This is a genomic window from Nonomuraea composti (genome assembly GCF_012034275.1).
Taxonomy (GTDB): domain Bacteria; phylum Actinomycetota; class Actinomycetes; order Streptosporangiales; family Streptosporangiaceae; genus Nonomuraea; species Nonomuraea composti.
Genome location: NZ_JAATEP010000024.1, coordinates 57,761 through 82,646, shown reverse-complemented (window position 1 = coordinate 82,646; position 24,886 = coordinate 57,761). Strand labels below are relative to the sequence as shown.

Below are 24,886 nucleotides of genomic sequence, written 5' to 3'. Positions count from 1 at the left end.
ACAAGCGTCCCTCAGAAGGTAGGAGCGGGAACGGGCACGTCCACCGGCCGGTCGCCGAGCGCCACCGCGCCGGGCCCGCGCCTGGCCTGCCGGGCCAGCAGCCAGTAGTTGACGACGATCAGGGCCGCGAACACCGTGACGAACCCGGCCAGCGAGAAGACCATCTGGCTCCACGTCACCGGCGACATGGCGTCGGAGGTGCGCAGCAGCCCGTACACCACCCACGGCTGGCGGCCCATCTCGCGAAACACCCAGCCGCACAGCATGGTCACGAACGGCACCGGGATCATCAGCGTCAGCACCCGGTGCCAGAGCCGGAACCCGCGCACGGCGGGCCGGAAGAGCATGAGCAGGAAGCTCACCCCCGCGACCATCATCATCAGCAACCAGAGCATGATCATCGCCATGCCGGCGGTCTTCACCAGGCCGGCGTCCGGCAGGTAGTCGCCCGGCCCGAGCCTGGCCACCATCTCCGCCTGCGCGGCGGCCAGCCGCTCGGGGGTGCCCACCCACGCCGCGACCTTCGTGGGCTGCATGGTCTGGAACGACAGCCCGCCGATCGCCGCGTTCACGAACGTGGCCGGCAGCGCCAGGCCCAGCCCGATCCGCAGCGACTTGCGGAACACGTCCTGCTCGGCGGTGCGCCTGCGCAGGTGGTACGCGCTCACCCCCGCCATGAAGAACCCGCCGACGATCATGGCGCCGACCAGCACGTGCCAGAACGCGGCCTGCGCCGCCGGGTTGGCCACCATGGCGCCGAAGTCGGTCAGCCGCAGCCGCCCGTTCTCCAGCACGTGCCCGACCGGGTGCTGCAGGAAGCCGTTGGCCACCATGATCCAGAACGCCGACGCGTACGCGGTGAGCGTCACCCCCCAGATCAGCGCCAGGTGCGCCCACCGGTTCAGCTTGTCCCAGCCGAAGATCCACAGGCCCAGGAACGTGGACTCGACGAAGAACGCCACCAGCGTCTCGATGGCCAGCGCCGAGCCGAACACGTCGCCCGCGTACTCCGTCAGCCCGCTCCACGACAGCCCGAGCTGGAACTCCATCACGAGCCCGGTGACGATGCCCATCGCGTAGTTGATGATGTAGAGCTGGCCCCAGAACCGGGTCATCCGCAGGTGCACGGGGTCGCCGCTGAAGGTGGCGCGGGTCTGGACGACGGCGACCAGGGTCGCCAGCCCGAGCGTCAGCGCCACGAACAGGAAGTGCGCGCCCGCGGTGAGCGCGAACTGCAGGCGGGCGAGGTCCACGATGTCCATACCGCAGACCCTCCCGGTACGGCTGCGCCCGCCGCGTCATGCCGGCGCGTGCACCCGCCTTACATCCCCGGTAGCACGAAGCCCTCCGGCGTACCACTCAGGGAGTAAGCCAGCCCGGGGTGATCATGCCGGCCTCGTACGCGATGACGACGAGCTGCGCCCTGTCCCGCACGCGCAGCTTGGTCATGATCCGGCTGACGTGCGTCTTCGCCGTGGCGGGGCTGAGCACGAGGCGGGCCGCGATCTCGTCGTTGGACAGGCCGCCCGCCACGAGCGCCATGACCTCGCGCTCCCGCTCGGTGAGCGCGTTCAGCTCGGGGCCGGGCTCCGGCCGCTTCACCCGGCCGGCGAACTCGGCGATCAGCCGCCGCGTGATCGACGGCGCGATCAGCGCGTCGCCCCTGGCCACGACGCGGACGGCGTGGATCAGCTCGGCCGGCTCGGTGTCCTTGACCAGGAAGCCGCCGGCGCCCGCCCGCAGCGCGCCGTAGACGTAGTCGTCGAGGTCGAACGTGGTCAGGATGATCACCTTGACGCCGTCCAGCGCCGGGTCGCCCGCGATGCGGCGGGTGGCCTCCAGGCCGTCGAGCTCCGGCATGCGGATGTCCATGAGCACCACGTCGGGGCGGTGCTCGCGGGCCCGGGCGACCGCCTCCGCGCCGTTGGCGGCCTCGGCGACCACCTCGATGTCGTCCTCGTCGCTGAGGATGGACCGGAACCCGGCGCGGACCAGGGTCTGGTCGTCGGCGAGCAGTACGCGGATCATCAAGCCCCGTTCATCGGCTGCGGCTGGCCGGTCATGTCGCCGGCTGGTCGAGTGGCAGGCGGGCGGTGACGCGGAAGCCGCCCTCGGGGCGCGGGCCGGCCTCCAGGGTGCCGCCGAGCGCGGTCGCGCGCTCGCGCATGCCCTGGATCCCGAAGCCGCTGCCCCCGTCGTACGTGGCGCCGGGCCCGTCGTCCTCCACGGTGACGATGATATTTCCGGACTTGTGGGCGATCGTGAGCGTGGCCTGGTCGGTGCCCGAATGGCGGGACACGTTCGTCAGCGCCTCCCTGATGATGCGGGCGGCGGCCAGGTCCACCTCGGTCGGCAGGGCGTCGAGCGGCCCCGACAGGTCCGTACGCACCTTCAGCCCCGACGCCGCGACCAGCGCGTCCACCCGCGCCAGGCTGTCGGCCGGCGCGACCGGCGCGTCCTCGTCCACCTGGCGCAGCACCCCCAGTGTGGTCCGCAGCTCGCGCAGCGTCTCCTTGCTGGTCTCCTTGATCGTACGCAGCGCCGCCTCGGCCTCCTCCGGCCGCTTCCTGATGCCGTGCAGCGCCGCCGACGCCTGCACGTTGATCATGGAGACGTTGTGCCCGAGCACGTCGTGCAGCTCCCTGGCGATGCGCAGCCGCTCCTCGCTGGCCCGCCGGCGCGCCTCCTCCTCCTTGGTGAGCAGGGCGTCGAGCGCGTGCTGCCGGGCCTCCGACAGGTACGCCCGCCGGTTGCGGGTCACCCCGCCGAACGCGATGGACGCCACCACCCAGCCGGTGATCATCATGAACATGCTGTCGTCGACGTGCCTGATCGCACCCGTCTCCCCGATGCCCATGGCGAGCAGCGCCGCCGCCCCCGTGGCGATGGCCGCGGTGAGATGCCCGCGGTCGGCCGCCGTGTAGAAGGCGATGAAGAGCATCACGATGACGGGCCCGTCGAGCCCCGCGTACGGGTAGTAGGCGGCCACCGACACCGTCATCACGATCAGCGCCGCCACCGGGTACCGCTGCCGCGCCAGCAGCGCGCCGCAGGCGATCGCGGGCAGTACGACGTCCAGCACGTTGGGCCGGCCGGGGCCGCGCAGGGCCAGCAGGCAACCGGCCAGCACGGCGGCGATGGTCACGAGGGACACGATCGTGCTGGGTGAGGGCCTGCGCATGCCCCACATTCTCCTACGTTCGCGGACAGGCCCGGGTAATCGCGGCGGCGCTTCTGGGTAGAGCCGTTCCATGAGCATTGAGGACGAGATCCGGCAGGTCGAAGAGGACCTGGCCCGGTTGCGAGCCGAGAACAAGGACATGCGCGACCAGATCCGCACCATGGGCGCGACCGACCAGATCGAGATCTCGGCGATGATCAGCCAGTCGGACGAGCAGCTCGAACTGATCGCCGAGCTCGAACGCCGCCGTGACCGGTTGATGGAGAAGCAGAAGGAGGAGGGCGCCCATTGAGCGGGCGCCCGGAGATGGGGGTCAGCGCAGCGCGGCGCCGACCTGGTGCAGATGTCTCAGCGCCTGCCCGTACGACTCGACGAGCCCGGTCTGGAGATAATCGACGCCGATCTCCTGGCAGTAACGCTCGACGATCGGCTGCGCCTTGCGCAGGTTCGGAGCCGGCATGTTGGGGAACAGGTGGTGCTCGATCTGGTAGTTGAGCTGGCCGAGCGCCACGTCGGTGAACAGGTTGCCGCGCACGTTGCGTGAGGTCAGCACCTGCTTGCGGAGGAAGTCCAGCTTGTCCTCCTTGGTGAGCACGGGCATGCCCTTGTGGTTCGGCGCGAACGTACAGCCGAGGTAGACCCCGAACAGGCCCTGGTGCACGACCAGGAACAGCAGCGCCTTGACGGGCGGCAGCACGGTGAAGACCGCGCCGAAGTACAGCACGAAGTGGACGAGCAGGGCGCCCAGCTCCAGGCCCCGACGCTTGGCCGTCGGCTGGAACAGCGCCTTGACGCTGGCCACGTGCAGGTGCCACGCCTCCAGCGTGAGCAGCGGGAAGAACCAGAACGCCTGGTACTTGGCGATGAAGCGGGGCAGGCCGGTGCTGCGGGCCACCTGGTCCTCCGACCAGACGATCACCGCCGGTGACACGTCGGGGTCGTGGTCCTCGTGGTTGGGGTTGGCGTGGTGCTTGTTGTGCTTGGTCGTCCACCAGCCCCAGCCGAGGCCGATGGCGAGGTTGCCGAGGATCAGGCCCGCCGCGTCGCTGGGGCGGCGCGTCCTGAACACCTGGCGGTGCCCCAGGTCGTGGGCCAGGAAGCCGAACTGTGTGAAGATCACGGCCAGCACGGCCGCGACGAGGAGCTGCCACCAGGAGTCGCCGACCCAGGCGAACAGGGCCCAGCCGCCGCCGTACGCGACGGCCGCGACGGTCATCCGGATGGCGTAATAAAAGGGACGCCGGTCGAGAAGACCGGCGTCCGCAATACGATGGGCTAGTCGGGCGAAGTCACTGCCTCGAGTGTCGATGGTGCCAGGACTGGCCACTGCTCTCCTTACCTCACGGTGCAAGTTGCCCTAACCTTGGCGCATCCGCCGCCAAACAGGAAGCGCCTACCCTGGCGGTGTGATCTACGCCTGCACGCCTTTCAGCTCCGAGATCCGTGAGGTGGTGGCCGCGACCTGGGGTGTCGAGGGCTCCGCCGAGCGGTTGCACGGCGGGGAAGAATCAGCCCGGGTCGAGCTGTTCCACCGCCTGAAGCCTCGAAGAGCCACCGTCACAGGCATTCCAGCGCGTGCTTCTCGGGGTCGGGGAGTGTCGCGCCGCGGGCCAGCGCCGCCCGGCACTCCTCGGCCCCGAGCGCCTGCGCGCACCTGCCGATCAGCCCGTTGACGTGGGGGTCGGCGGACTCGGTGATCCCGCGCAGCGCCCGCGCCGCCCCCAGCAACTCGGCCGCCGGCAGCGGCGCCAGGTGCTCGGCCACCCCCTCCAGCACGGCCGCCCGCACGGTCCGGTCGGAGCAGCCCGCCATCAGCTCCAGCGCCCGGCGCAGCGGCCCGGCCGGGTCGCGGCTCACCCTGGCCAGCTCCACCCGCAGCAACGCCCCGAACTGCGCGGTCGCCTCCACCCCGAGCGCCATGGCCCGCTCCAGCAGCCGCGCCGCCTCGCCCGGGTCGCCGCCGCGCCGCGCCAGCTCGGCCCTGGCGTGCAGCACCCGGGCCATCATGTCCGGATCCTGCACGCGGGTGGCCGCCGCCCACGCCCGCTCCAGCGCCTCCGCCGCCCCGGCGTGATCGCCGGCCCGGCCCTTGAGCTGCCCGAGCCGCAGCAGGAACGTCATCGGCCCCAGCGGCGTCTCCAGCCCGGACAGCTCGGCCGCCAGCCGCTCGGGCTCCTCACCGAGCGCGGCGGCGGTGGCGAAGTCGCCCCGGTTCTCCGCGACCAGCGACAGCCAGTAGAGCGCCGCCCACTGCCCCCACCGGTCGCCGGTCTCGCGGAACCCGGCCAGCGCCGGCTCCAGCAGGTCTTCCGCGCCCGCCACCGCGCCGTACTCGAACCGCGTCACCCCCGCCGCCAGCAGCGCCGCCGACCGCGTCCACAGGTCGGGATGCTCGCGCAGCCGAGCCAGCGCCCGCTCCGCCAGCTCCACCGCCTCGCCCGGCGGCGCCATGCTGCTGCCCAGCACGAACGCGTTGAGCGCCGCCGGATGGTCGGACGCGCGCACCGCCGGGCTGATTCCGCCGCCGGTGAGCGCCACGCACAGGCCATGCGCCAGCTCCCGCCCCGGCGGTGCCATCTCGCCCACCCTGGCCAGCACCGCCGCCGCCTGCTCGGCCGCCTCCCGCCACCGGCCGCGCACGATCCACGGCCAGAAGCGCGACAGGACGAGCCGGAGCGGGTCGTCGGTGTGGCGCAGCGCCGCGTCCAGGTTGTCGCGCTCGGCGTCCAGGACCGCCAGCCAGGCGAGCTGCGCCCCGGTGCGCAGGTGCGGCTCGGCGGCCTCGGCCAGCTCCGTGTAGTAGCGGGCGTGGGCCCGGCGCACCTCGGGCAGGTCGGCGGCGGCGTACTGCCTGATGGTCTCCAGCATCGTGTAGCGGTCGCCGGTGACCGCGATGAGCGACTTGTCCACCAGCGAGGACAGCAGGTCCGGGTCGCCGCCGCAGACGCGGGCGACGGCCTCGTACGTGGCGCCGCCCGAGAACACCGTGAGGCCGCGCAGCAGCTCCCGCTCGCGCTCGGACAGCAGGTTCCAGCTCCAGTCGATGACCGCGCGCAACGTGCGGTGGCGCGGCTCCGAGGTGCGCCCGCCACGGAAGGCCAGCCGGTCGCCGAGCTGCTCGACCAGCACCGACATCGGCATCGTGCGCAGGCGCGCGGCGGCCAGCTCGATGGCCAGCGGGATGCCGTCCAGCTCGCGGCAGACCCGCTCCGCCTCCGCCCGCGTCACCACCAGGTCCGGCCTCGCGGCAGCGGCCCGGTCCATGAACAGCTCGGCGGCCGGCTCCTCGGGCAGCGGCAGCACCTGGTGCAGGCGCTCGCCGGGGATGTCGAGCGGCTCCCTGCTGGTGGCCAGCACGCGCAGGCCCGCGACCTCCGACAGCAGCTCCCGCGCCACCCGCGCGGCCTCCTCGACCACGTGCTCGCAGTTGTCCAGCACGATCACGGGCGCGGTGCCGCGCAGCGCCGCCCCCAGGCTCCGCGCCCCGAACATCCCCTCCATCAGGCCGGTGGCCTTGAGCACGTCCTCCACCGCCGCCCGTACGCTCGCCGCCGGGGCCAGCTCCACCAGCCACACCCCGTCGCGCACCGCCAGCCCGGCCGCCACCTCCACCGCCAGCCGCGTCTTGCCCGCGCCGCCCGGCCCGACGAGCGTCACCAGTCTCGACTCGGCCAGCGCCGCCCCGACTCGCCGGAGGTCGTCCGCCCGGCCCACGAACCTGGTGAGCCGCGCGGGCAGGTTGTTCCTCGGCGCCTGCCGCTCCGCCGGCTCCCGCAGCGCCTCCAGGTGGGCCTGCCGCAGCTCGGGGCCGGGGTCCGCGCCCAGCTCGTCCGCGAGCGCCGCCCTGATCCGCTCGAAGAGCGCCAGCGCCTCGCCCCGCCGCCCGCGCGCGGTCAGGGCCCGCATGAGCAGCGCGTGGAACGGCTCACGCAGCGGATGTGCCGCGACCAGCCCCTCCAGCTCGGCCACCAGCGCCAGCTCGGCCGCCCGCTCCTCCCGCTCGACCGCCTGCCCGCTGCCACCGTTCGTGTCGAGGTCGGAGGCGATGCGGGCGGCCAGCGCCGTCAGCCGCAGCTCTTCGAGCCGCGCCGCCGGTCCCGCCGCGAACGGCAGCCCGGCCGCGTCCGCCAGCGCCGGCCCACGCCACAACGCCAGCGCCGCCCGTACGTCGCCCTCCCGCACCAGCCGCTCGAACGCCCGCGCGTCCACCTCACCCGGCGGCACGTCGAGCAGGTAACCGGCGGGATGCGAGCCGATCAGCCCCGGCGCCTCCCTGCGGGCCCTCGACACCAGCGACTGCAGCGCCGCCATCGGATGCGCGGGCGGGTCGTCCGGCCACAGGTCGTCGATCAGGCGGCCGGCGGTCACCACCCGGCCGGGGTCGAGCGCCAGCCGCACCAGCAGCGCGCGTACCCGCGCCCCGCCGACCTCGCCGCCGGCCACCCGCAGCGGCCCCAGAATCCCGACCCGCATCCACCCCTCCCGCCGAACCCCGCCGTGCCGGCCCGCATCCGCGAGGACACGACGCGAAGGCCCGTCACGACCGCGCGCCGAGTCAACAGTACGGGCAACGCGCTCAGGAGCCGAGCCGGTCGCGCAGCAGCTCGAAGGGCAGGTGCGGCACCGTGGCCTCGCCGAACTCGGGCAGCCCCACGAACAGCTCCTCGTCCACCGTGTACAGCCCCGCCACGGCCGCGGACCCCTTGGTCAGCCGCGGCTCGATGGTGTAGAAGCTGCCGCTGCCGTACTGGATCCGCACGCTCTTGAGCGCCGGCCGCGCGCTGGCCAGGCACGCGCCCATCGGCAGCCCCAGCTCGGTCGGCGAGGTGAGCGTGTGGGCGTTGCCCGCCACCACCAGCGCGGGCTCGATGCGCGCCGACAGCACCCGCTCGGCCCTCAGCGCGTCCCGCTGGGACCAGTCGCCGGTGAACATCCCCCCGTCGAACAGCGTCACCGACAGCTCCGGCACCGCCTTCAGCATCGCGAAGTGGCCCGCGGTGACGCGCCCGTCGCCGAGCCACCACAGCGGATGGTCCAGGCCCGTGCCGTCGGCCAGGTAGACGTCGAGCTGCGGCTTCAGGTCCTCCGGCCATTCGAGGGCGAGGTGGGTCAGGTCGAGTGCCCGCATGAGGCCGAGGATGACCAGCGGGTTCTCCCTGACGCCGTGCACCTCGCCGAGCAGCAGCAGCCCCGTCTCCTCCAGCGAGCGCCTGGCCCGGTCGAGCGCGGCCTTCTCGACCGGCAGCTCGTAGTCGTCCGTACGGAATTCGGCGACGGCCCGCAGCAGGCCGTCCAGGGTGTCGACGCCTGGCATGCCTCCACAGTGTTCGCCCCGGTCGCCGCGCGCAACCGTCAGGAGAACACCTTGGCCTTCAGCGGGGGGATCCGCTCCACGCCGCGCAGGAACGTCTTGAACCCGATCCGCGCCGCCCGGCTCTCCCCGACGAACTGCCTGGCCGCGCGCAGCGAGCCGCGGACGGCGGCGAAGCCGTACTCGCGCATCCGCTCCTCGTAACGGCCGATGGCCTCCACCGGGTCGCCGCCGCCGGTGAGCTCCGCGCACAGGAGGCGGGCGTCGCGCAGCGCGGTGTTCGCGCCGATGCCGGCCATCGGGGTCATGCTGTGGATGGCGTCGCCGAGCAGGGTGATCGGGGTGGGCTGCCACGGCCCGATCGGGATCGAGGTACGGATCGGCAGCAGCGTGACCGCCTCGGCGGGGGAGAGGCCGACCATCGTCAGCAGGTCGCGGTGCCAGCCCCGGATCATGCCCGTCACGGTCGCCTTGAGCTGCTCGCCCGTCATGCTCGCCAGGCCGGCGGGGAACCGTCCGGCGGCGGCGCCGAACGCCCAGAGCAGGTAGCTGCTGGTGTTGTCCATCAGCACGCCTTCCTGCTCGGTCACGCCGATGCGGTGGGGACCTCCGGTCACGCCGGTGCCGGTGCCGGTGCCGGTGAAGTCGCGGGTCGTGGGGAAGTCGTCGTCCAGGTCGTGCGGGGCGGTGAAGAAGCCCATGCCCTTGGGCGGGATGATGCTGTTGGGCCCGTCCACCAGCCGGGGCGCCAGCAGCGCGCGCGTCTCCGGCGTCAGCGGGTACTTCCCCGCGACCGTGACGATCCCGGTGTCCACGCGCCGCGCGTGCGGCAGGTACTGCTGCCGCACGCGCGAGTTGCCGCCGTCGGCGCCGACCACGATGTCCGCGGTCGCGCTCGTGCCGTCGGCGAAGAAGAGCCGGGTGCGCCCGTCGGGCAGCCGCTCGTACCTCTCGTACGTCTTGCCGAACCGCACGTGCTCGTCGAGCCCCGACAGCAGCACCTGCCTGAGCGTGATGCGGCTGACCGAGTGGTGGTCGTCGGCCCGGTCGGCGGCCTTGGGGTTGCGGATCACGGTCAGCGTCCTGAGCTGCTCGGTCAGGAACCCGAAGTCCTGCCCGCCGCGGCCGGTGGTGTCGAGGAACGCCCGCCACAGCTCGGGGGGCAGGCAGTCGTGCAGGGCGCGGGCGCCGTTGGGGTCGATGTGCACGCGGTAGCCCTGCAGCCGGTCGGACGGGGTGCGGTCCCGCTCGTAGACGGTCACCTTCATGCCCGCTTTGACCAGCCCTTGCGCCAGGCAGAGCCCGCCGATGCCGCCCCCGATGATCGCGATGTCCTTCGTCGTCGTCATGTCCCTCACTATCAACCATCCGTCTGAATGTGTCAACCATCCGGATGGTTGATAAGCTTCCGGCCATGAGACGTGAACCGGAGGAGAAGCAGCGCGACCCCGAGCGCACCAAGGCCCGCATCCTTCAGGCGGCACTGGAGGAGTTCGCGGCCAAGGGCTTCGCGGGCGCCCGGGTCGGCGAGATCGCCGCCCGCGCAGGGGTGAACAAGCAGCTCATCTCCTACTACTTCGGCGGCAAGGAGGGCCTCTACCAGGCACTGAACACGCGCTGGCAGGCCGAGGAGAGCACCTTCGCCGACCGCTCCGCCTCCCTCGGCAAGCTGGCCGCCGACTACGTACGCGCCAACTCCGCCCGCCGCGACTACGGCCGCCTGATGCTCTGGCAGAGCCTCACCGAGACCGGCCCCCCGGACCCGGCCTTCGTGGCCGACGTCCGCCGCGACCTGGAACACCTGCGCCAACGGCAGGAGGACGGCGAGTTCCCCGCCGACCTCGACCCGGGCGCGGTGCTGGTGGCGCTGTTCTCGATCACGGCCGCCGGCCTCACGTTCCCGCAGCTCGTACGGGCCGTGTGGGGCGAGGACCCGGAATCACCGGAGTTCGCCGAGCGGTACGCCCACGAGATCGACAAACTGGTGGCACATCTGGGGCGCGGGGCGCGCGGTTGAGTGCCGCGGCGGTGTGCCCGAGCGCTCCGGCACACCGCCTGGCAAGGGGAGAAGCACGAATGAGCGAGCAAGGGGACTGGCGGGAACTGCGAGATCGCCGCATGGCCGAGCCCGGGGCGGCCGAGGCATACGAGGCGAGCCGCCTGGCCTACGAGCGGGGCAGGGCCGTGCGGGCGATGCGCGAGGAGCGCGACTGGAGCCCGAACAAGACGTCGAGGTGTGCCGCACGCCGAGAGCCGCCGCCGGACGCGTGAAGGGCCGTGCCCGGGTGGCGGGCCGGCCGTGGGGCGGGCCCGCTGGGTCACACCTTCGAGGGGCCTACTGGGTCGAGAGGCGGTCGAACAGGGCCAGGGCCGCTTGGCGGACCTCCTCCGGGGAGACCCCGTCGAGGGTCTGGCGGGCGTCGTCGATGTCGCGGGTGGTGGCCAGGGTGATGGCCACGGACGAGGCGGCGGCGCGGTCGATCGATCCCGTCGGGGCGGCGTCGGCCAGTTCCTGGGCGCTCGCGGCGAGGTCGAGGTTGTCTCTCAACGGATCTCCTCGGGTGAAGACGGTTCGGCCCATTGCATCATTTGGCATCGTGCCGCATCCACCATTCGGTGAATTCCCGGCATCGCCCATCGGGAGCGAACCGTATCACCCAGAGGTTGCTGTACGTTTTATCCGGATATGTCGTGACCCCTTGGATGACGCTCACGTCCTCGGTCACGCACACCGGATGCCACTCGAACGTGGCCTCACCAGGCTTGTCCTGGCGGCCCAGCCACTCGCGCACGATGTCGTCGCGCCCCTGCCACGGCGAGCTGTAGGGCTCGGTGTAGTAGACGGCGTTCTCGGTGAACAGGGCGGCGATGTCGTCGGGATCATTGGAGTTCCACGCGCGTACGTAGCCCTCGATCCACGGATGCGGCTGGACCATGGGTCATCCTCTCAGCGGGTCGTGGCCCACGGACATGAGCTCGCGCCGCGACTCGTCGTCCGTGCGGTCGCCCAGAGTCTCGACCAGCTCCACGACCTGGCGCATGACGTCGAGATCGGCCTTGGTGAGGTCGCCCTTCCGCTTGCTCAGGACGTGCAGCACGCCGCGCCCCAGCTCGTCGATGCCGAGGTCGGGGTCGGGCGGGAAGCCGTCCTCGTCGGAGGCGTCGGCGAGCAGGTATGACCGCAGCTCCTCGGAGTTCATGTTGACCGCCCGATGGAACTCGTCCCACAACATGTCGGTGTCGAAACCCTCAGTCATATCGCCCGCCTACCCGTCAGCTCCCCTGTTACGCACCCGTCACGCCCAGGTCATGCCACGCCCTCGGCGAGCCTGGCCACCGTGTCGGCGACGCGCCGCCGCCGGGTCTCGGGCTTCTTGGCGCCCTCGACGTTCAGCACGTGCCACCTCTTGCGTGAGTACGACAGGCTCTCGAAGAACCGCTTGGCCTCGGGTGCCGCGTCGAGTGCCGCGGCCAGGTCGCCGGGCACCGTCACCTCGCGAGGTGCGGTGTCCAGTGTGACCTCCACCTCGACCTCGTCACCCGCCGCCACGCCGGAGCCCTGCCGGTTCTCGGCGCTGAGCGGCACCATGAAGCGGCCGTCCATGGTGGCGACGGTGCTGCGGTAGGTGTGGTCGTTGATCGTGACGTTGACGGCCGGCCGCCTGCCGCCGCCGAGCGCTTCGACGGTCTCGGCGGGGATCTCGAAACCGGTGGCGGTCTTTCCGTTCAGCTCGATCGTGGTGCGGAATCTCATCGCGAACCCTCCAGGACGGATGGGAGGAGACTATGTGCCGACAAAAAAAGTTGTCAACACCTAGGGTCACGATTCATCGAATATCGGATCTCGTTTAGGTATGGAGGTACTAAGAGCGCCCCTTCCGCTCTCGTTCATCAGTGGAGTCGCCTTGGCGTGGGGGACGCTGGGGCGGCTCCCCTACGGAAACTGCCGCGAGGAGGGGACGGCACGTGTCACGGGCTCGGACGGGCGGTCTGCCAGCCGCGGTCCCAGCCCGTGACACGTGCCGAGCGGGCCAAAAGGAAAGGGCTGGTCACCCGCCGGACGGGGCGGGACCGGTGCTGCCGCGCGGCGTGAGGACGGCGGCCTGATCCTCGTACGGGGGCACGTCCTCGCCCGCGATCAGCGCGAGCAGGCGCTGCGCGGCATGGGCCCCGTAGGCGGGGATGTCACGGGTGAGCGCGGTCAGCGGGGGCCGCACCACCTGGGCGAGCGGCGAGTCGTCCCAGGCCACGATGGACAGGTCGCGCGGCACCTCCACCCGCATCTCCTGCGCCACCGACAGGCCCGCCACGGCCATGATGTCGTTGTCGTAGACGATCGCGGTGGGCCGGTCGGGCGAGCTGAGCAGCCGCCGGGTGGCCCGCGCGCCCTCCTCGCCGGTGTAGTCGGTGTGCACGATGACGTGCTCGGCCACGCCCTCGCACGCCTGCGTGAACGCCTGGTCCCGGACGGTCGTGTGCACGAGCTCGGGCAGGCCGGCCACCCGCGCGAGGCGGCGGTGCCCGAGCGCGACGAGGTAGCCGACGGTCTCGCGCACGGCCTCGCCCTCCTCCGACCAGATGGCCGACAGCGAGCCCGACTGGGAGGGGTGGCCGATGACCACGGCCGGCATGCCGAGCCGCTCCAGCTCGGCCACGCGGGAGTCGTCGTAGTGCAGGTCCACGAGGAACACGCCGTCGATGCGGCTCTCACCCCACCAGTGGCGGTAGACCTCGCTCTCCTGCTGGTGGCTGGTGACGACCTGGAGCAGCAACGCGTACGAGCGGTCGGCCAGCACCCCCTCGATGCCGCTGATCAGCTCCATGAAGAACGGCTCGACCCCGAGGATGCGCGCGGGCCGGCACAGGGCGAGGCCCACGCAGTTGGCCCGGGCGCCGTTGAGCGCGCGGGCGGCGCTGTTGGGGCGCCAGCCGATCTCGTCGGCGATGGCGACGATCCGGGCCCGGGTCGCCTCCGACACGCCCGGCTGCCCGTTGAGCGCGTAGGAGACCGCCACCTTGGACACTCCCGCCCGGCTGGCGATGTCGGCGATCGTCGGTCTCTTCACGGAGTCCCTCTCTGAACCGGATAACCCTCCATACTTTAGGCCACGCAGGAGGCCCGGTCATTAACCGCTTAAGCCGCGTGCCACGGCTTCGACTCCTGTGTCTCCGCCGCCGACTCGGCCACCCGCAGCGCGTACGTCGGCCGCTCCGCCCCCTCCACCGGCCCCAGGTAGGTGTGCCCGGTCAGGTGGCACCACGCCGGCAGGTCCACCGGCGCGGCCGGGTCGGTGGCGATGAGGTGGATGACGGCGCCCGGCCCGGCGGCGCGCACGTGGGCCCGCAGCTCGATGAGCAACTGCACGCAGAGCTTGTCGCCGCCGTCGACTACGAGATCAGGCATGCGTATAGGAAACCACCACTCGCCTCACGCCCGCGCCAGCGGCCCGGCCGTCAGGAGCGGCAGCATGACCTCGACGCGGGTGCCCACCCCAGGCTCGCCGGTCACCACGCAGATGCCGCCCAGCTCGGCGGCCCGTTCGCGCATCGAGCCCAGCCCGACGCCGGCGCGGTGCGACTCGGGCAGCCCCTTGCCGTCGTCGGCGACGAGCACGCGCAGCACCGACTCCTCCCGCTGGAGCACGATCCGCGCCCTGGACGCCTCGGCATGCCGGCCGATGTTGGTCAGCGCCTCCTGGACGATGCGGTAGACGGCCACCTCGACGGCCGCGGGCAGGTCCTCCAGGTCCCCTTCGACCTCCACCTCGACCTCGGTGCCGGGCGAGGAGCGCGCCGCCAGGTCGCGGACCGCGCGGGCCAGCCCGAGGTCGTCGAGCGCGGGCGGGCGCAGGCCGTACACCAGCTCGCGGATGTCGCTGGTCACGGCGCTCATGCCGGCGTGCAGCTCCCGCAGCAGCTCGTCAGCGGCCTCCGGGGAGCTCTTGAGGCTGAGGCGGGCCATGTTGATGGTCATCGCCATCGCCGAGAGCGTCTGGCCGAGGCCGTCGTGCAGGTCGCGGCGCAGCCGGCGGCGCTCCTCCTCCCTGGCCGTCAGGATGCGCTCGCGCGATCGTTGCAGGTCGGCGGCCATGCGGACGGCGTGCGCGACGTCCGCCGCGTACGGGGTGAGCGTGGCCAGCACCCGCTCGTTGTGCGCGGCGGGGAAGCGGCGCGGCCCCGGCGGGCCGACGAGCAGGCGGCCGACCCGCGCCCCGTGCCAGACCAGCGGCACCTCCCGCGCGTCCGGCCCCACCCGGCCGCTCTCCACGTAGCGGGGCTCGCCGTCGGCCACCTCCACGGCCACGCCCTCGACCGCGAGCCCGTCACGCAGCACGCTCACCACCGAGGTCAGCGCCCTGGCCGGGTCGGCGCCCCGCACCGCCTGCGTCAGCCGCTCGGCCAGCAGGCCGGGGTCGCCGACCGCGCCGTACAGGAGCCGGTCCATGGCGCGCTGCAACGCGCGCCGCAGCGGCTGGAAGAACGCGCCCGCGAACAACGCGGCGGCGACCCCGGCCACCTGGTCGTAGCCGGAGACGACCAGGCTCGACAGCGTGCCCGCGCCGAAGTAGACGAGGCTGACCACGACGACCACGCCGGCCGCCACGAACGCCCGGCTGATCACGGTGTCGATCCCGTACAGCCGGTAGCGCATCACCGCGAACGCCACCGCGAACGGGATCACCGCCGCCCACGCGATCGCCGGCCACATGAACACCGGCCAGATCGCGCCCAGGACCAGGAAGAAGATGTACCCGGCGAACGCGAGCAGCGGCCAGCCGATCTGCCGCCGCCCCGCCGGGTCGGCCCGCCGCATCCGCACCGCCAGCGACAGCGCGGCCAGCGCCATCGCGGTGTAGATGCCCGCCCAGCTCACGGTCGTGATCACACCCATGTACGGGTGCAGCGCCGGGATCTGCAGCGGGTTCGGGATGATCGCGGGGAACGGGGTGGTGCCGGGCGCGGGCGGCATCCTGAACACGTATCGGACGGTCGCCGCCCCGATCGCGACGCAGCCCAGCCACAGGGCGGGCCGCCACCGCTTCGACGGCAGCCGGCCGTCCGGCGAGTACAGCGGCAGCACCATCGTGAGCGTCAGCCCGCACACCGCCCACCCGAGCTGCGTCGGCACCCGCAACCACCCCGCCAGCGCCATCTCGCCGTGCGAGGCGGCGCGGAACATCAGCGCGTTCGACACGTCGCTGACGGCCGCCGCGAACCCGCCGACGCACATGAGCCACGCCATGTTGAGCCGGGGCCGGTGGTGGATGAGGAACGCGCCGACGGCGGGGAAGGTGAAGGTGACGGCGGACTGCGGGCTGAGGGTCAGCATGGGCGTCCACTCCTCGGTCAGCCCGGCCCAGATCAGGATCGCGGCCAGGCCGAGCACCGGTGAGGCCACGGCCATGGCCGCCGCGACGGCGAATCTGGCCGTCAGGCGTCTCGGCTTGTTCCCGGCGAGTTCGGCCATCGTGCTGTCCCGCTCCTGTCCTGGCCCCGCGAAACAGGTGGGGCCAGGACAGAATAGGCGCTACCGGACGGTGACGGTGGCCTTCGCCGCGATCGTCGTGCCCGCCACCTGGCCGCTCACGGTGAACGTGCCCGGCTGGGCGTACTTCGCGGGATCGACGGCCTCCCAGGTGACGGCGACTGAGCTGTCCTTCGAGCCGTCGTTGTACGTCGCCACGACCGTCTTCGGCAGCGACGGCGCGACCCCGGCCCGGGTGGTGACGGCCTCCTCGGCGAGCGAGGTGATCGTCACCTCGCCGGTGGTGCGGACGTACACCGTGGCCTGGGCCGGCTGGCGGACGCCCTCGGCCAGGCCGGTGACGGTGAAGCTGGTGCCGCCGGTCCTGACCTGCTCCGGCGTGACCTGCTGCCAGGTGACGGCGGCCTGGCCGCGCGAGCCGTCGGCGTACAGGGTCTCGACCGTGGCGGGCAGCTTGGGCAGCGTGCCGGCCAGGGTGGGCACGTGGACGGGGCGCACCGCGTCCGGCGGCACCTCGTACACCTTGACCTCCAGCAGGCCGACCGACGCCCCGCCCGATTCGAGCTGCACGCGCAGGCGGGAGGTGGTGACGGTGTCGAAGGAGATGGTGTTGTAGGCGTCCACGGCCTTGGGGTAGGACGGGACGCCGGTGACGTCCTCGAAGGAGTCGCCGTCCCACTGCTGGATCTTCCACGAGGCGGGCACGCGCACGCCGCCGCCGTCGTCGAAGAAGTACACCTCCGCCTTGTTCACCTGGACGGGCGCGGGCCAGTCGAGCTGCACCCACTGCGTGCCCTGCTGCGGCCAGGTGCCCCAGCGCGGGTTGGCGCCGTCGTTGGAGCGCGGCGGGTCGATGCCGTCGTTGATCGCGCCGACGCGCTCCCACGGGGAGGTGTAGGAGGCGGTGGGCGTGGCCTTGGGGGCCACGTTCGCCTGGGCCGCCTGGCTGGTGGCGGTGACGCGCACGGTGGCGGTGGTGCTCTTGGCGCCGTCCGTGGCGGTCAGCTTCAGCGTGTACGCCCCGGGCTCGGAGAACGCGATCACCGTGGCGGGTGCGGCCGGGTCGGTGAAGTACGCCTCGCCGGGCCCGTCCGCCTTGGACCACTGCATGCTGAGCGTGCCCTTGGGCAGGCCGTCGTCCTTGACCACGGCCTCGACCCTGGCCTGCCCCGGCCGGGTGAATGCCGGGTCCACGACGGGCACCACCGACGGCGCGTGGTTGGTGACGCGGCCGGCCTCGGCGCCCGACCGGTACGCCTGCACCTCCTTCAGCGCGCTCGCGTACCCGGGCCGGTGCGTGACCAGGACGCGCAGCTTCTGGGCGGTGACGGCGGGGAAGCGCACCTCGTTGAGGTTCGCGCGCGGGTAGCGGGGGCGCTTGTCCTGGTCCGGCACGTCCTTCCAGGTGTCGCCGTCGAGGTACTGCACCGAGTAGAGGGCGGGCTCGCCGTACGTCTTGCGGTCGTTGAAGAAGTACAGCTTGACCTGGTCGACCTCGCGGGCCGAGCCGAGGTCCACGGCCAGCCAGTCCTGGGCGTTGCCGGAGCCCTTGGCGTCCCAGATGGGGGCGTTGATGGTGGAGCCGTCCACCGCTCCGGCGGGGTCGCCGTGGGAGGCGGTGGCGGACGTGACCAGGTTGGGGCGGTCGGCGCGCAGGTCCACGCCGGCCTTCTGGAACAGGTCCTCGACGCGGTCGCCGGTCAGCTCGACCTCGGCGGGGGCCTTGAGCGACGGGGCCTTCCCGGCGTGCACGACCGTGCCGCCCTCGACCGTGCCGGTCCTCGGGTCCCAGGTCGCGTGGGCGAGGCCGGACAGCGTGACCTCGCGCTTGCCGTCGACGAGGATCGAGTACCCCTCGGGCACGCCGGGGTAGTGCCGGGTGCCGTCGCCGGGCTTGTCCCAGACGATGGTCAGGTCGGCGCCCCGGTAGTCGACGCCGTTGACGGTGAAGTGGTCCCAGCCGATGTCCACCGGCCACAGCTCGACCTTGCCGTCGGAGCGCGGGCGCAGGCCCATGACGTCCTCGATGACGGTCCAGTTGCTGCTGCCGAGGATCGTGTGGTGGATCCAGGAGCGGTAGCCGATGGTCTTGCTCCGCGGGTCCCAGTCGGCCCAGAACTCGTTGGCGTCGGGGTAGCGGGTGTCGCCGCCGACGTACTGCGACCAGGCGTTCCAGTACAGGAGCTGCTTGTACTGCTCGGGGGTGATGTACGGGCTGGCGTACTGGCGCAGCGCCTTGGAGAACAGCGCGAAGTTCCGGGTGGAGTTGATCTGGGAGAAGTTGTTGGTGCCGGGGTTGCCGGCGGCGGCGGCCTCCGCCTTGTCCTTCTGGTTGGCCGTGTACGCCGGGAAGATCGGATATTCCGCAGGATCAGCCCACAACCGGAGCGCTTCCCGATATTTCGGGTCATCGGTGGGGACGAGGCCGGTGGCGTACGGGATGTAGTTGTTGGACTCCTTCCACGGGATCAGGTTGCCCGTCTGCAGGTCGCGGTGCTTGAACAGCTTGGCCTGCTCGTCCCACAACAAGGAGAGGATGCCGTTGCGCACCTTGTCCGCGACGCCCCGCAGCTCCGTGGCCTTCGCCCGGTCGCCCGCCAGCTCGTACGCCTGCGCCGCCGCCATCGCGTTGGCGTAGACGTAGGCGCCTTCCAGCCGCTCGTTGGCCCGGTCGTAGTAGTGGAACGACACCGCGTCGGCGTCGTTGCCGGTCATCGCCTCCCAGTCGTACTCGATGACGCCGTTGTCGTTGGAGTCGTACGCGGCGAGCTGCCCGTACACGTCCTTCTCGGCGTACCGGGCCAGGTTGCGCAGGATCGACGGCTGCCCGCCGTGGATCTGGTAGCTCTCCAGCGCGGCGGCCGAGATGTACTGGGTGTAGCTGTTCGACCAGTTCTCCGGGTCGCCCGGGTTGTCGGTGTACTTCGAGCCGCGCGAGACCTCGCCCGCCGACACCCACGGCCCGTACGAGTAGATCGGGTCGCGCAGGTACTTCAGGTCCTGCACGAACATCGGCACGGTCAGCACGATCGCGTTGTTGTAGCCCAGCGCGCCCTCCACCGACGTGGGGAACTGGAAGTCGTTGCCCGGGATGTCGGCGTCGAGGAAGTTGAAGCGCATCAGCCACCAGCGGTAGTAGACGAACTTCTTGATGTTCTCGTCGGGCACGTCGATGTAGGGCAGGTTGTCGGCCCACCAGGCGTTGTAGTCCTGGAGCTGGCGGCGCAGCGCCTGCTCGGGCGAGCGGCCCTTGTAGCCGTCGTACTCCGCGCGCGATCTCGGCAGCTCCTCGGTGACGAAGCCCATCTGCACCTTGGTCCGCACGGTCTTGCCCGGCTCGACGGTGAGCGAGCCCGTGAGCGTGCCGTCCGACACCTTCAGCCCGTCGCCGCTGAGCCGGGGGAAGATCGTGGTCAGCTTGTTCTTCGCCCACACCGTGCCGGTCAGCTCGCGGTCGCCGTCGGCCTGCTTGGCGTACGGCGAGGTGACGGTGACGGGTACCGTGCGCGGCTCCGTCCCGGTGTTGGTGATCTCCAGGGTGGTCACGGCCACGTTCTCGTGGGTGATGAACTTCCTGACCCCGACGGCGAGCCCGTCGCCGGCGTACCGGCCGGTCCAGTGGCTGGGCATCTGCAGGCGCTTGCCGACGTCCTCGGTGAGCGGGGTGCCGAGCGAGATCTCGTACGCGTCGCGGTTGTCGATGCTCTCCCAGTACGCCACGTACCCGCCGAAACCGAGCACCGACGGGTCGTGCTCCTTCATGAACAGCGCCCGCCCGCGCGTCATCAGCCACGGCCCGGCCGGGTCGTCACCGGGGCGGGCGAGCATGCGGTCGATCCAGTACGAGTCGCCGCCCTTCTCCTTCTTGTAGATCTCGGCCATCATCCGGCGCGGGTGGTAGCTCACGGGCTCGGCCGGCACCGGGTCGTCGCCCGTGAAGACCGGCAGGCCGAGCGTGTCGTCCGCGTGGGACGGGGCCACGCCCAGCGAGGCTGTGAGCGCTAACACGGCCAAGCACACCAGCGGTTTACGCACGTACCTCTCCTAGATCGTCGGAAGCCAGACGCGCATGGTCGCGGGGCCGCGGTTGCCCCAGCGGTGGTAGGGCACCAGCCGCAGCCGCACCTCCGCGCCGTCCTCAGGCGTGCGCGCGGGCCCGTACGGCCAGGAGCCGTCGCTCCCGGACGCCAGCCGCGCCCCCACCTCCAGCTCCACCACGCCGTCCGCCTGGTGCTCCACCGGCGGCTCCACCCGGGCGGTCACGCCGGCCAGCGGCGGCTCGTCGGCCACCGACTCCGCGCAGTAGACGAGCGGCCCCCGCTCCACGGCGGCGCTGCCGCGCAACGCGTCGATGCGCCGGTCCGGCACGGTCCACCGGGGCCGCATTGGCAGTTCGAGCCGGATCTCGTCGCCGGCCCGCCACGGCCCCTCCACGTAGGCGTAGCCGGGGTCCACCGGCCGCACGACCGGGCCCTCGGGCAGCGGCGCGTCCGGGGAGGAGGCCGGGACGTGCGCCAGCGTGGCCTCCGTCGCCCAGGCCGGGACGCGCAGCCCGATCCGGCCCGCGCCGTCCTCCAGCACGCGCACGCTCACCGAGCCCTGCCACGGATAACCGGTCTCCACCCGCAGCGCCAGCCGTCCCGAGCGGATCTCCGCCGGGGTGAGGTGGTGGATCAGCACCCCGTCGCCCTTCGCCGCGGCCACGTAGGCGGGCAGCGAGGCCAGCGTGCGGGCGATGTTGTTCGGGCAGCACGACACGTCGAACCACGGCGAGCGCAGCCCGCCCTCCGCCGCGTGGTTGACGCCGTCCAGCGGCGTGGCCGGCACCCGCACGTGCAGCGGGTTGACGTAGAAGAACGACTTCCCGTCCAGCGCCACGCCGGTGGCGAGCACGTTGTACATCGTGCGCTCGGCCAGGTCGGCGTAGCGGGCGTCGCCGGTGGCGAGCAGCAGCCGGTGCGCCAGCATGATCGAGGCGATGCCCGCGCACGTCTCGTTGTATGCCCGGTCCGGCGGCAACTCGTAGTCCTCGCCGTACGACTCGTCGGCATGCCTCGAGCCCATGCCGCCGGTCAGGTGCGTGCGCCGCGCGACCGTCCGCTCCCACTGTGACTCGACCGCCTTCAGCAGTTCCTGGTCGCCGGTCTCGACCGCCACGTCCACGACGCCCGAGGCCAGGTAGAGCGCGCGCACGACGTGCCCGCGGAACACCTGCGCCTGCCGGACGGGCACGTCGTCCTGGTAGTAGCCGCGCCCGAACGGGATGTCGGCCAGCGCGGGCAGGCCGCGCCGCTCGACGAAGCGGCGGGCCATCTCCAGGTACCGCTCGGTGCCGGTCGCCCGGTACAGCTCGACCAGCGCCATCTCGATCACCGGGTGGCCGCAGGTCTCGTTCGTGTCCATGAAACGGCGGCACACGTGGTCGGCCGCCTTCGTCACGACCTCCGTGAGCTGGTCCGCGCCGTGCCTGCGCAGCCGCGCCACGCCCGCCTGGATCAGGTGGCCGTAGCAGTAGAGCTCGTGCCCCCACTCGAAGTCGGTGTAACGGCTGCCCGACCAGCGCGTGTTGAGGTAACCGTCGCCCTCCTGCGCCCGCGCCACGATCTCCGCCAGGGCGGGCAGGCCCGGATGGTCCGCCCAGGCCATCGCCTCCAGCAGCTTGTAGATCTCCGAGTCGCTGAACTCCCGCCCCCTGCGCGGCCGCTCACCGCGGAAGTTGCCGATCCAGCCTTCGCGTTCCTCCCATTCCTGGCAGTGGGCGATCGTCACCTCGTTGTTGAGCGCGATCCGGTCGCCCCAGAAACCCGGCAGCACGCGTACGGAATCGAGGCCGAGAGGGGCGAGGACGCCCGAAGAGGGCAGGACGGGATTAGCCACGCAGAGCTCCTGACATGAATCCGCGCACGTAGTGGCGCTGCAGAACGATGAAGAGGACGAGACAGGGGAGGGCCATGACCATCACGCCGGCCTGGAGCATGCCGTAGTCGATGGCGCCGAACGTGTGCTGCGTCATGCTCACCACGGCCACCGGCAGCGTGAAGGACGATCCGTCGTTGAGCAGGATGAGCGGCGCGAAGAAGTCGTTCCACGAGGCCAGGAACGCGAACAGGCCCACCGTGATCAGCGCCGGCCGCACCGCGTGCAGCAGGATCCGCGCGAACGCCCGGAACGTGCCGCAGCCGTCCACCAGCGCGGCCTCCTCCAGCTCGCGCGGCAGCGCCTCGAACGCGTTGCGCATCATGAACAACGCGAACGGGAGCTGGAACATCACGAACACCAGCGACAGCCCGACCAGCGAGTTCTGCAACCCGAGATAGCCGAGCAGCACGTAGAGCGGGATCAGGATCGTCGCGTACGGCACCATGAGGATCGCCAGCGTGGCCAGGAACAGCACGTTCTTGCCAGGGAAGTCGAAGCGGGCGAAGCCGTAGCCGCCGAGCGCCGAGACGACCAGCGTGCCGGCCACCGTCATGACCGACACCAGCACGCTGTTGACGGCGTAGGTGTCGATGCCCTCGCCGAAGCGGGCCATCTCCAGGTAGTTCGACGGCTCCTCCAGCGAGGCGTAACCGCTCCACACCAGCGGGAACAGGAACAGCACCGCCAGAGCGGACAAAGTGAGGTAACGGCTCAACGGAGCCTCCGCATCATCAGCGTGTTGAGCCCGACCAGGGCCACGAGCAGCACGACCGACAGGGCCGCGGCGCCGCCGAGGTCGAAGCGGAAGAACGCGTCCCGGTAGACGACCATCACCATGGAGACGGTGCTGTTGTCCGGGCCGCCGTTGGTGAAGACGAAGAACTGGTCGAAGGCCAGCAGCGAGCCCGTGACGCTGAGGATCAGCATCAGCGCCAGCGTCGGGCGCAGCAGCGGCAGCGTGATCCTGGTGAAGATCTGCCAGCGGTTCGCGCCGTCGCTGCGCGCGGCCTCGTACACCTCGGTCGGGATGGCCTGCAGCCCCGTCAGCAGGATCAGCATGTTGAACCCGGCGAAGCGCCAGATCACCAGCGTGATCGTGGAGAACAGCGCCATGTTCGGCGTGCCGATCCACTTGACCGGCTCGCTCGTGATGCCGAGGGCCTGGAGCATCGGGTCGATGGGGCCGAAGTCGTTGTTCAGCATCCCGTAGAACAGCAGGCCCGCCGCCGCGAACCCGACCGCGCCCGGCAGGAAGAACGCCGTCCTGAAGAACGCGATGCCCGGCCGGCGGTCCTGCACGAGCAGCGCCAGCCCCAGCGCCACCCCCGACAGCAGCACCGTCGTGATGGCCGTGTACTTCAGCGTGAAGACGACCGCGTCGAGGAAGAGCGGATTGTCGGCGATCTTGACATAGTTGGCGGGAGCGTTGAACGTGGCCTGGCCCAGCAGGGGCCAGCGGTTCAGCGACATCCAGACGACCAGCACCAGCGGGGCGAGGAACAACACGCTCACGATGACGGCCGTCGGAGCCGCGTACAGCCAGCCCTGCACCTTCCTGCTGCGCCACCGGGCGGACGGCGCACTGTGAGCCGCCCGCCTGGAGCGCGTGACCGTCAGCGTCATTGCTGCAGCGACTTCGTGATCTCGGCGTTGAGCTGCGGCACCTTCGAGGCGTCACCGAAGACGGCCTCCCTGGCCAGCCGCAGCCACGGGCCCTGCGGGTCGTTGTAGGTCTGGCCGAACCGCAGCGCGAACGGCGTCTGCCCCTTGGCGACCAGCGAGTTGATCAGCACCACGCGCGGGTCCTCGGCTGAGTACTTGTTACTGGCCAGGTCCGTCCGCGCGAGCACGTCCTTGTTCTTGGCCATCACCTCGACCTGCGCCTGGTCCGAGACCGTCCAGGAGACGAACTCCCAGGCCGCGTCGGCGTTCTTCGACGTCGCGGAGATCCCGACCGAGTCGCCGCCGACGAACGTGGACTCGCCGCCGTCCGGGCCCGCGATCGGGGTGACGCCGATCTTCATGTCCTTCGGCATCAGGCCGAGCGTGGTGGACGGCATCGGCATCACGCCGATCTCACCCTTGGGGAAGAAGCCGGTCCAGGTGGGGCCCTGCTCCTCCTTGGCCGTCGGGCCGGTGACCTTCTTCTCGTACAGCTCGCGCCAGATCCTGAACACCTCGGTCATGGCGGGCCGGTCGTTCAGCGACGTGGTGCCCTTGTCGTCCATGACCTGCGCGCCGGCGGCCCAGACGGACGGCCAGAACGTGAAGACGTAGCAGCCGCCGCAGTTGCCGCCGAAGAAGGTGCCGTGCACCTTGCCGTCCTTGCCCAGCTTCTCCTGGATGGTGGTGGCCTGCTGGGCGAACTCCTTGAGCGTCTTGGGGCCCTGCTCGGGGTCGAGACCGGCCTTCTCGTACAGGTCCTTGTTCCAGAACCAGACCGACAGGTCCAGAGTGTGAGGGAGGGTGTACTGGCGGTTGTCCAGCGTGCCCAGCTTCATGTGCGAGGGTGCGAGCTTGTCCTTGAACGGCAGGGCCGCGATCCTGTCCGTGATGTCCATGAACAGGCCCTGGGAGGTGTAGTTCGGGACGAAGATGACGTCCGCGGCGAACACGTCGGGCAGCTGCTTGGCGCCGGCCGCGGCGGCGATGCGGGGCTGGTAGTTGTCGGTGGGGATGACGGTGAGCTTGACCTGGTTCTTGTGGGTCTTGTTGTACTCCGCGACCAGGCGCTCGCTCTGGGTCTGCGTGGCCGCGCGGGTCCACATGGTGATGGTCACGGGGCCGTCCGCCTGCTGTGTCCCGCCGCCACCACCGCCGCTGTTGCCGCAGGCCGCTGCTGTGAGCGTTAACACACCGAGGAGGGAGATCCCGGCCAGCCTTCGTCTCATGATCTGCTCCTGGACTTAAAGGTTTTCGGAAACGTAGAAGAAACATGAGCCCATGTCAATGGGTGCTATGGTGCTAAGCGGTTCACAAATCACCGAAA

General features: G+C 71.3%; 22 protein-coding genes. 3 read left to right on the top strand and 19 right to left on the bottom strand.

Going from position 1 to position 24,886, the window contains the following annotated elements; all coding sequences use genetic code 11:
* Positions 1-11: 11 nt before the first annotated feature.
* The 3 genes from HCN51_RS30445 to HCN51_RS30435 all read right to left on the bottom strand — a co-directional run bounded on the left by HCN51_RS30445 (position 12) and on the right by HCN51_RS30435 (position 3,181).
* On the bottom strand, positions 12-1,262 hold the full coding sequence (locus HCN51_RS30445) for a cytochrome ubiquinol oxidase subunit I (protein WP_168014003.1): 1,251 nt from the start codon (positions 1,260-1,262) through the stop codon (positions 12-14).
* A 97-nt stretch (positions 1,263-1,359) separates the two neighbouring features.
* On the bottom strand, positions 1,360-2,028 hold the full coding sequence (locus HCN51_RS30440) for a response regulator transcription factor (RefSeq protein WP_080044802.1): 669 nt from the start codon (positions 2,026-2,028) through the stop codon (positions 1,360-1,362).
* Positions 2,029-2,059: 31 nt separating this feature from the next.
* Complete coding sequence (locus tag HCN51_RS30435) at positions 2,060-3,181, bottom strand: sensor histidine kinase (protein WP_240973398.1); 1,122 nt, start codon at positions 3,179-3,181, stop codon at positions 2,060-2,062.
* Between the two features lie 70 nt (positions 3,182-3,251).
* On the opposite strand from HCN51_RS30435, the gene HCN51_RS30430 reads away from it, so the two are divergent.
* Positions 3,252-3,473 carry a hypothetical protein gene (locus HCN51_RS30430; RefSeq protein ID WP_080044803.1) on the top strand — a complete coding sequence of 74 codons (222 nt, stop codon included), beginning with the start codon at positions 3,252-3,254 and terminating at the stop codon, positions 3,471-3,473.
* A 21-nt stretch (positions 3,474-3,494) separates the two neighbouring features.
* On the opposite strand, the gene HCN51_RS30425 is transcribed toward HCN51_RS30430, so the two are convergent.
* The 4 genes from HCN51_RS30425 to HCN51_RS30410 form a co-directional block, all read right to left on the bottom strand.
* The gene (locus HCN51_RS30425; protein ID WP_240973397.1) at positions 3,495-4,397 is read right to left on the bottom strand and encodes a fatty acid desaturase family protein; all 903 of its coding nucleotides are present in this window, start codon (positions 4,395-4,397) and stop codon (positions 3,495-3,497) included.
* Positions 4,398-4,738: 341 nt separating this feature from the next.
* Positions 4,739-7,654 (bottom strand): AfsR/SARP family transcriptional regulator, encoded by a 2,916-nt coding sequence (locus HCN51_RS30420; RefSeq protein WP_168013997.1) that lies wholly within the window; start codon positions 7,652-7,654, stop codon positions 4,739-4,741.
* A 103-nt stretch (positions 7,655-7,757) separates the two neighbouring features.
* A complete protein-coding gene (locus tag HCN51_RS30415) occupies positions 7,758-8,495 on the bottom strand; it encodes a hypothetical protein (RefSeq protein ID WP_168013995.1) in 738 nt (245 codons plus the stop codon).
* Between the two features lie 38 nt (positions 8,496-8,533).
* Positions 8,534-9,841 carry an FAD-dependent oxidoreductase gene (locus HCN51_RS30410; RefSeq protein ID WP_168013993.1) on the bottom strand — a complete coding sequence of 436 codons (1,308 nt, stop codon included), beginning with the start codon at positions 9,839-9,841 and terminating at the stop codon, positions 8,534-8,536.
* Positions 9,842-9,906: 65 nt separating this feature from the next.
* Between HCN51_RS30410 and HCN51_RS30405 the strand changes: the two genes are divergently transcribed.
* Together HCN51_RS30405 and HCN51_RS30400 are read left to right on the top strand one after the other, a co-directional pair.
* Complete coding sequence (locus HCN51_RS30405; protein ID WP_168013991.1) at positions 9,907-10,509, top strand: TetR family transcriptional regulator; 603 nt, start codon at positions 9,907-9,909, stop codon at positions 10,507-10,509.
* Between the two features lie 59 nt (positions 10,510-10,568).
* Positions 10,569-10,763: a hypothetical protein gene (locus HCN51_RS30400; RefSeq protein ID WP_168013989.1), complete on the top strand. Its 195-nt coding sequence runs from the start codon at positions 10,569-10,571 to the stop codon at positions 10,761-10,763.
* Between the two features lie 64 nt (positions 10,764-10,827).
* Here the strand turns inward: HCN51_RS30400 and HCN51_RS30395 are convergent, their stop codons facing one another.
* From HCN51_RS30395 to HCN51_RS30340, 12 genes are all read right to left on the bottom strand, one after another.
* On the bottom strand, positions 10,828-11,040 hold the full coding sequence (locus tag HCN51_RS30395; protein ID WP_080044809.1) for a hypothetical protein: 213 nt from the start codon (positions 11,038-11,040) through the stop codon (positions 10,828-10,830).
* 37 nt (positions 11,041-11,077) lie between these two features.
* Entirely contained in the window at positions 11,078-11,428 is a 351-nt protein-coding gene (locus HCN51_RS30390; RefSeq protein WP_080044810.1) for a nuclear transport factor 2 family protein, read from the bottom strand.
* A gap of 3 nt (positions 11,429-11,431) precedes the next feature.
* Entirely contained in the window at positions 11,432-11,749 is a 318-nt protein-coding gene (locus tag HCN51_RS30385; protein ID WP_168013988.1) for a DUF3140 domain-containing protein, read from the bottom strand.
* 50 nt (positions 11,750-11,799) lie between these two features.
* The gene (locus tag HCN51_RS30380; protein WP_168013986.1) at positions 11,800-12,246 is read right to left on the bottom strand and encodes a YdeI/OmpD-associated family protein; all 447 of its coding nucleotides are present in this window, start codon (positions 12,244-12,246) and stop codon (positions 11,800-11,802) included.
* Between the two features lie 295 nt (positions 12,247-12,541).
* A complete protein-coding gene (locus HCN51_RS30375; RefSeq protein ID WP_168013984.1) occupies positions 12,542-13,558 on the bottom strand; it encodes a substrate-binding domain-containing protein in 1,017 nt (338 codons plus the stop codon).
* A 68-nt stretch (positions 13,559-13,626) separates the two neighbouring features.
* Positions 13,627-13,896, bottom strand: coding sequence for a sulfurtransferase TusA family protein (locus HCN51_RS30370; RefSeq protein WP_168013982.1), 270 nt, complete (start codon positions 13,894-13,896; stop codon positions 13,627-13,629).
* Positions 13,897-13,920: 24 nt separating this feature from the next.
* Positions 13,921-15,960 carry a sensor histidine kinase gene (locus tag HCN51_RS30365; protein WP_168013980.1) on the bottom strand — a complete coding sequence of 680 codons (2,040 nt, stop codon included), beginning with the start codon at positions 15,958-15,960 and terminating at the stop codon, positions 13,921-13,923.
* Between the two features lie 60 nt (positions 15,961-16,020).
* Positions 16,021-20,013, bottom strand: coding sequence for a galactose-binding domain-containing protein (locus HCN51_RS62460; RefSeq protein WP_168013978.1), 3,993 nt, complete (start codon positions 20,011-20,013; stop codon positions 16,021-16,023).
* A gap of 9 nt (positions 20,014-20,022) precedes the next feature.
* The gene (locus tag HCN51_RS30355) at positions 20,023-21,855 is read right to left on the bottom strand and encodes a beta-L-arabinofuranosidase domain-containing protein (RefSeq protein ID WP_168013976.1); all 1,833 of its coding nucleotides are present in this window, start codon (positions 21,853-21,855) and stop codon (positions 20,023-20,025) included.
* The gene (locus HCN51_RS30350) at positions 21,848-22,612 is read right to left on the bottom strand and encodes a carbohydrate ABC transporter permease (protein ID WP_168013974.1); all 765 of its coding nucleotides are present in this window, start codon (positions 22,610-22,612) and stop codon (positions 21,848-21,850) included. The genes HCN51_RS30355 and HCN51_RS30350 overlap by 8 nt, the downstream gene beginning before the upstream one ends.
* A complete protein-coding gene (locus tag HCN51_RS30345) occupies positions 22,609-23,520 on the bottom strand; it encodes a carbohydrate ABC transporter permease (RefSeq protein ID WP_168013972.1) in 912 nt (303 codons plus the stop codon). The genes HCN51_RS30350 and HCN51_RS30345 overlap by 4 nt, the downstream gene beginning before the upstream one ends.
* On the bottom strand, positions 23,517-24,788 hold the full coding sequence (locus tag HCN51_RS30340) for an ABC transporter substrate-binding protein (RefSeq protein ID WP_168013970.1): 1,272 nt from the start codon (positions 24,786-24,788) through the stop codon (positions 23,517-23,519). Before HCN51_RS30340 ends, HCN51_RS30345 begins: the two co-directional genes overlap by 4 nt.
* Positions 24,789-24,886 lie beyond the last annotated feature (98 nt).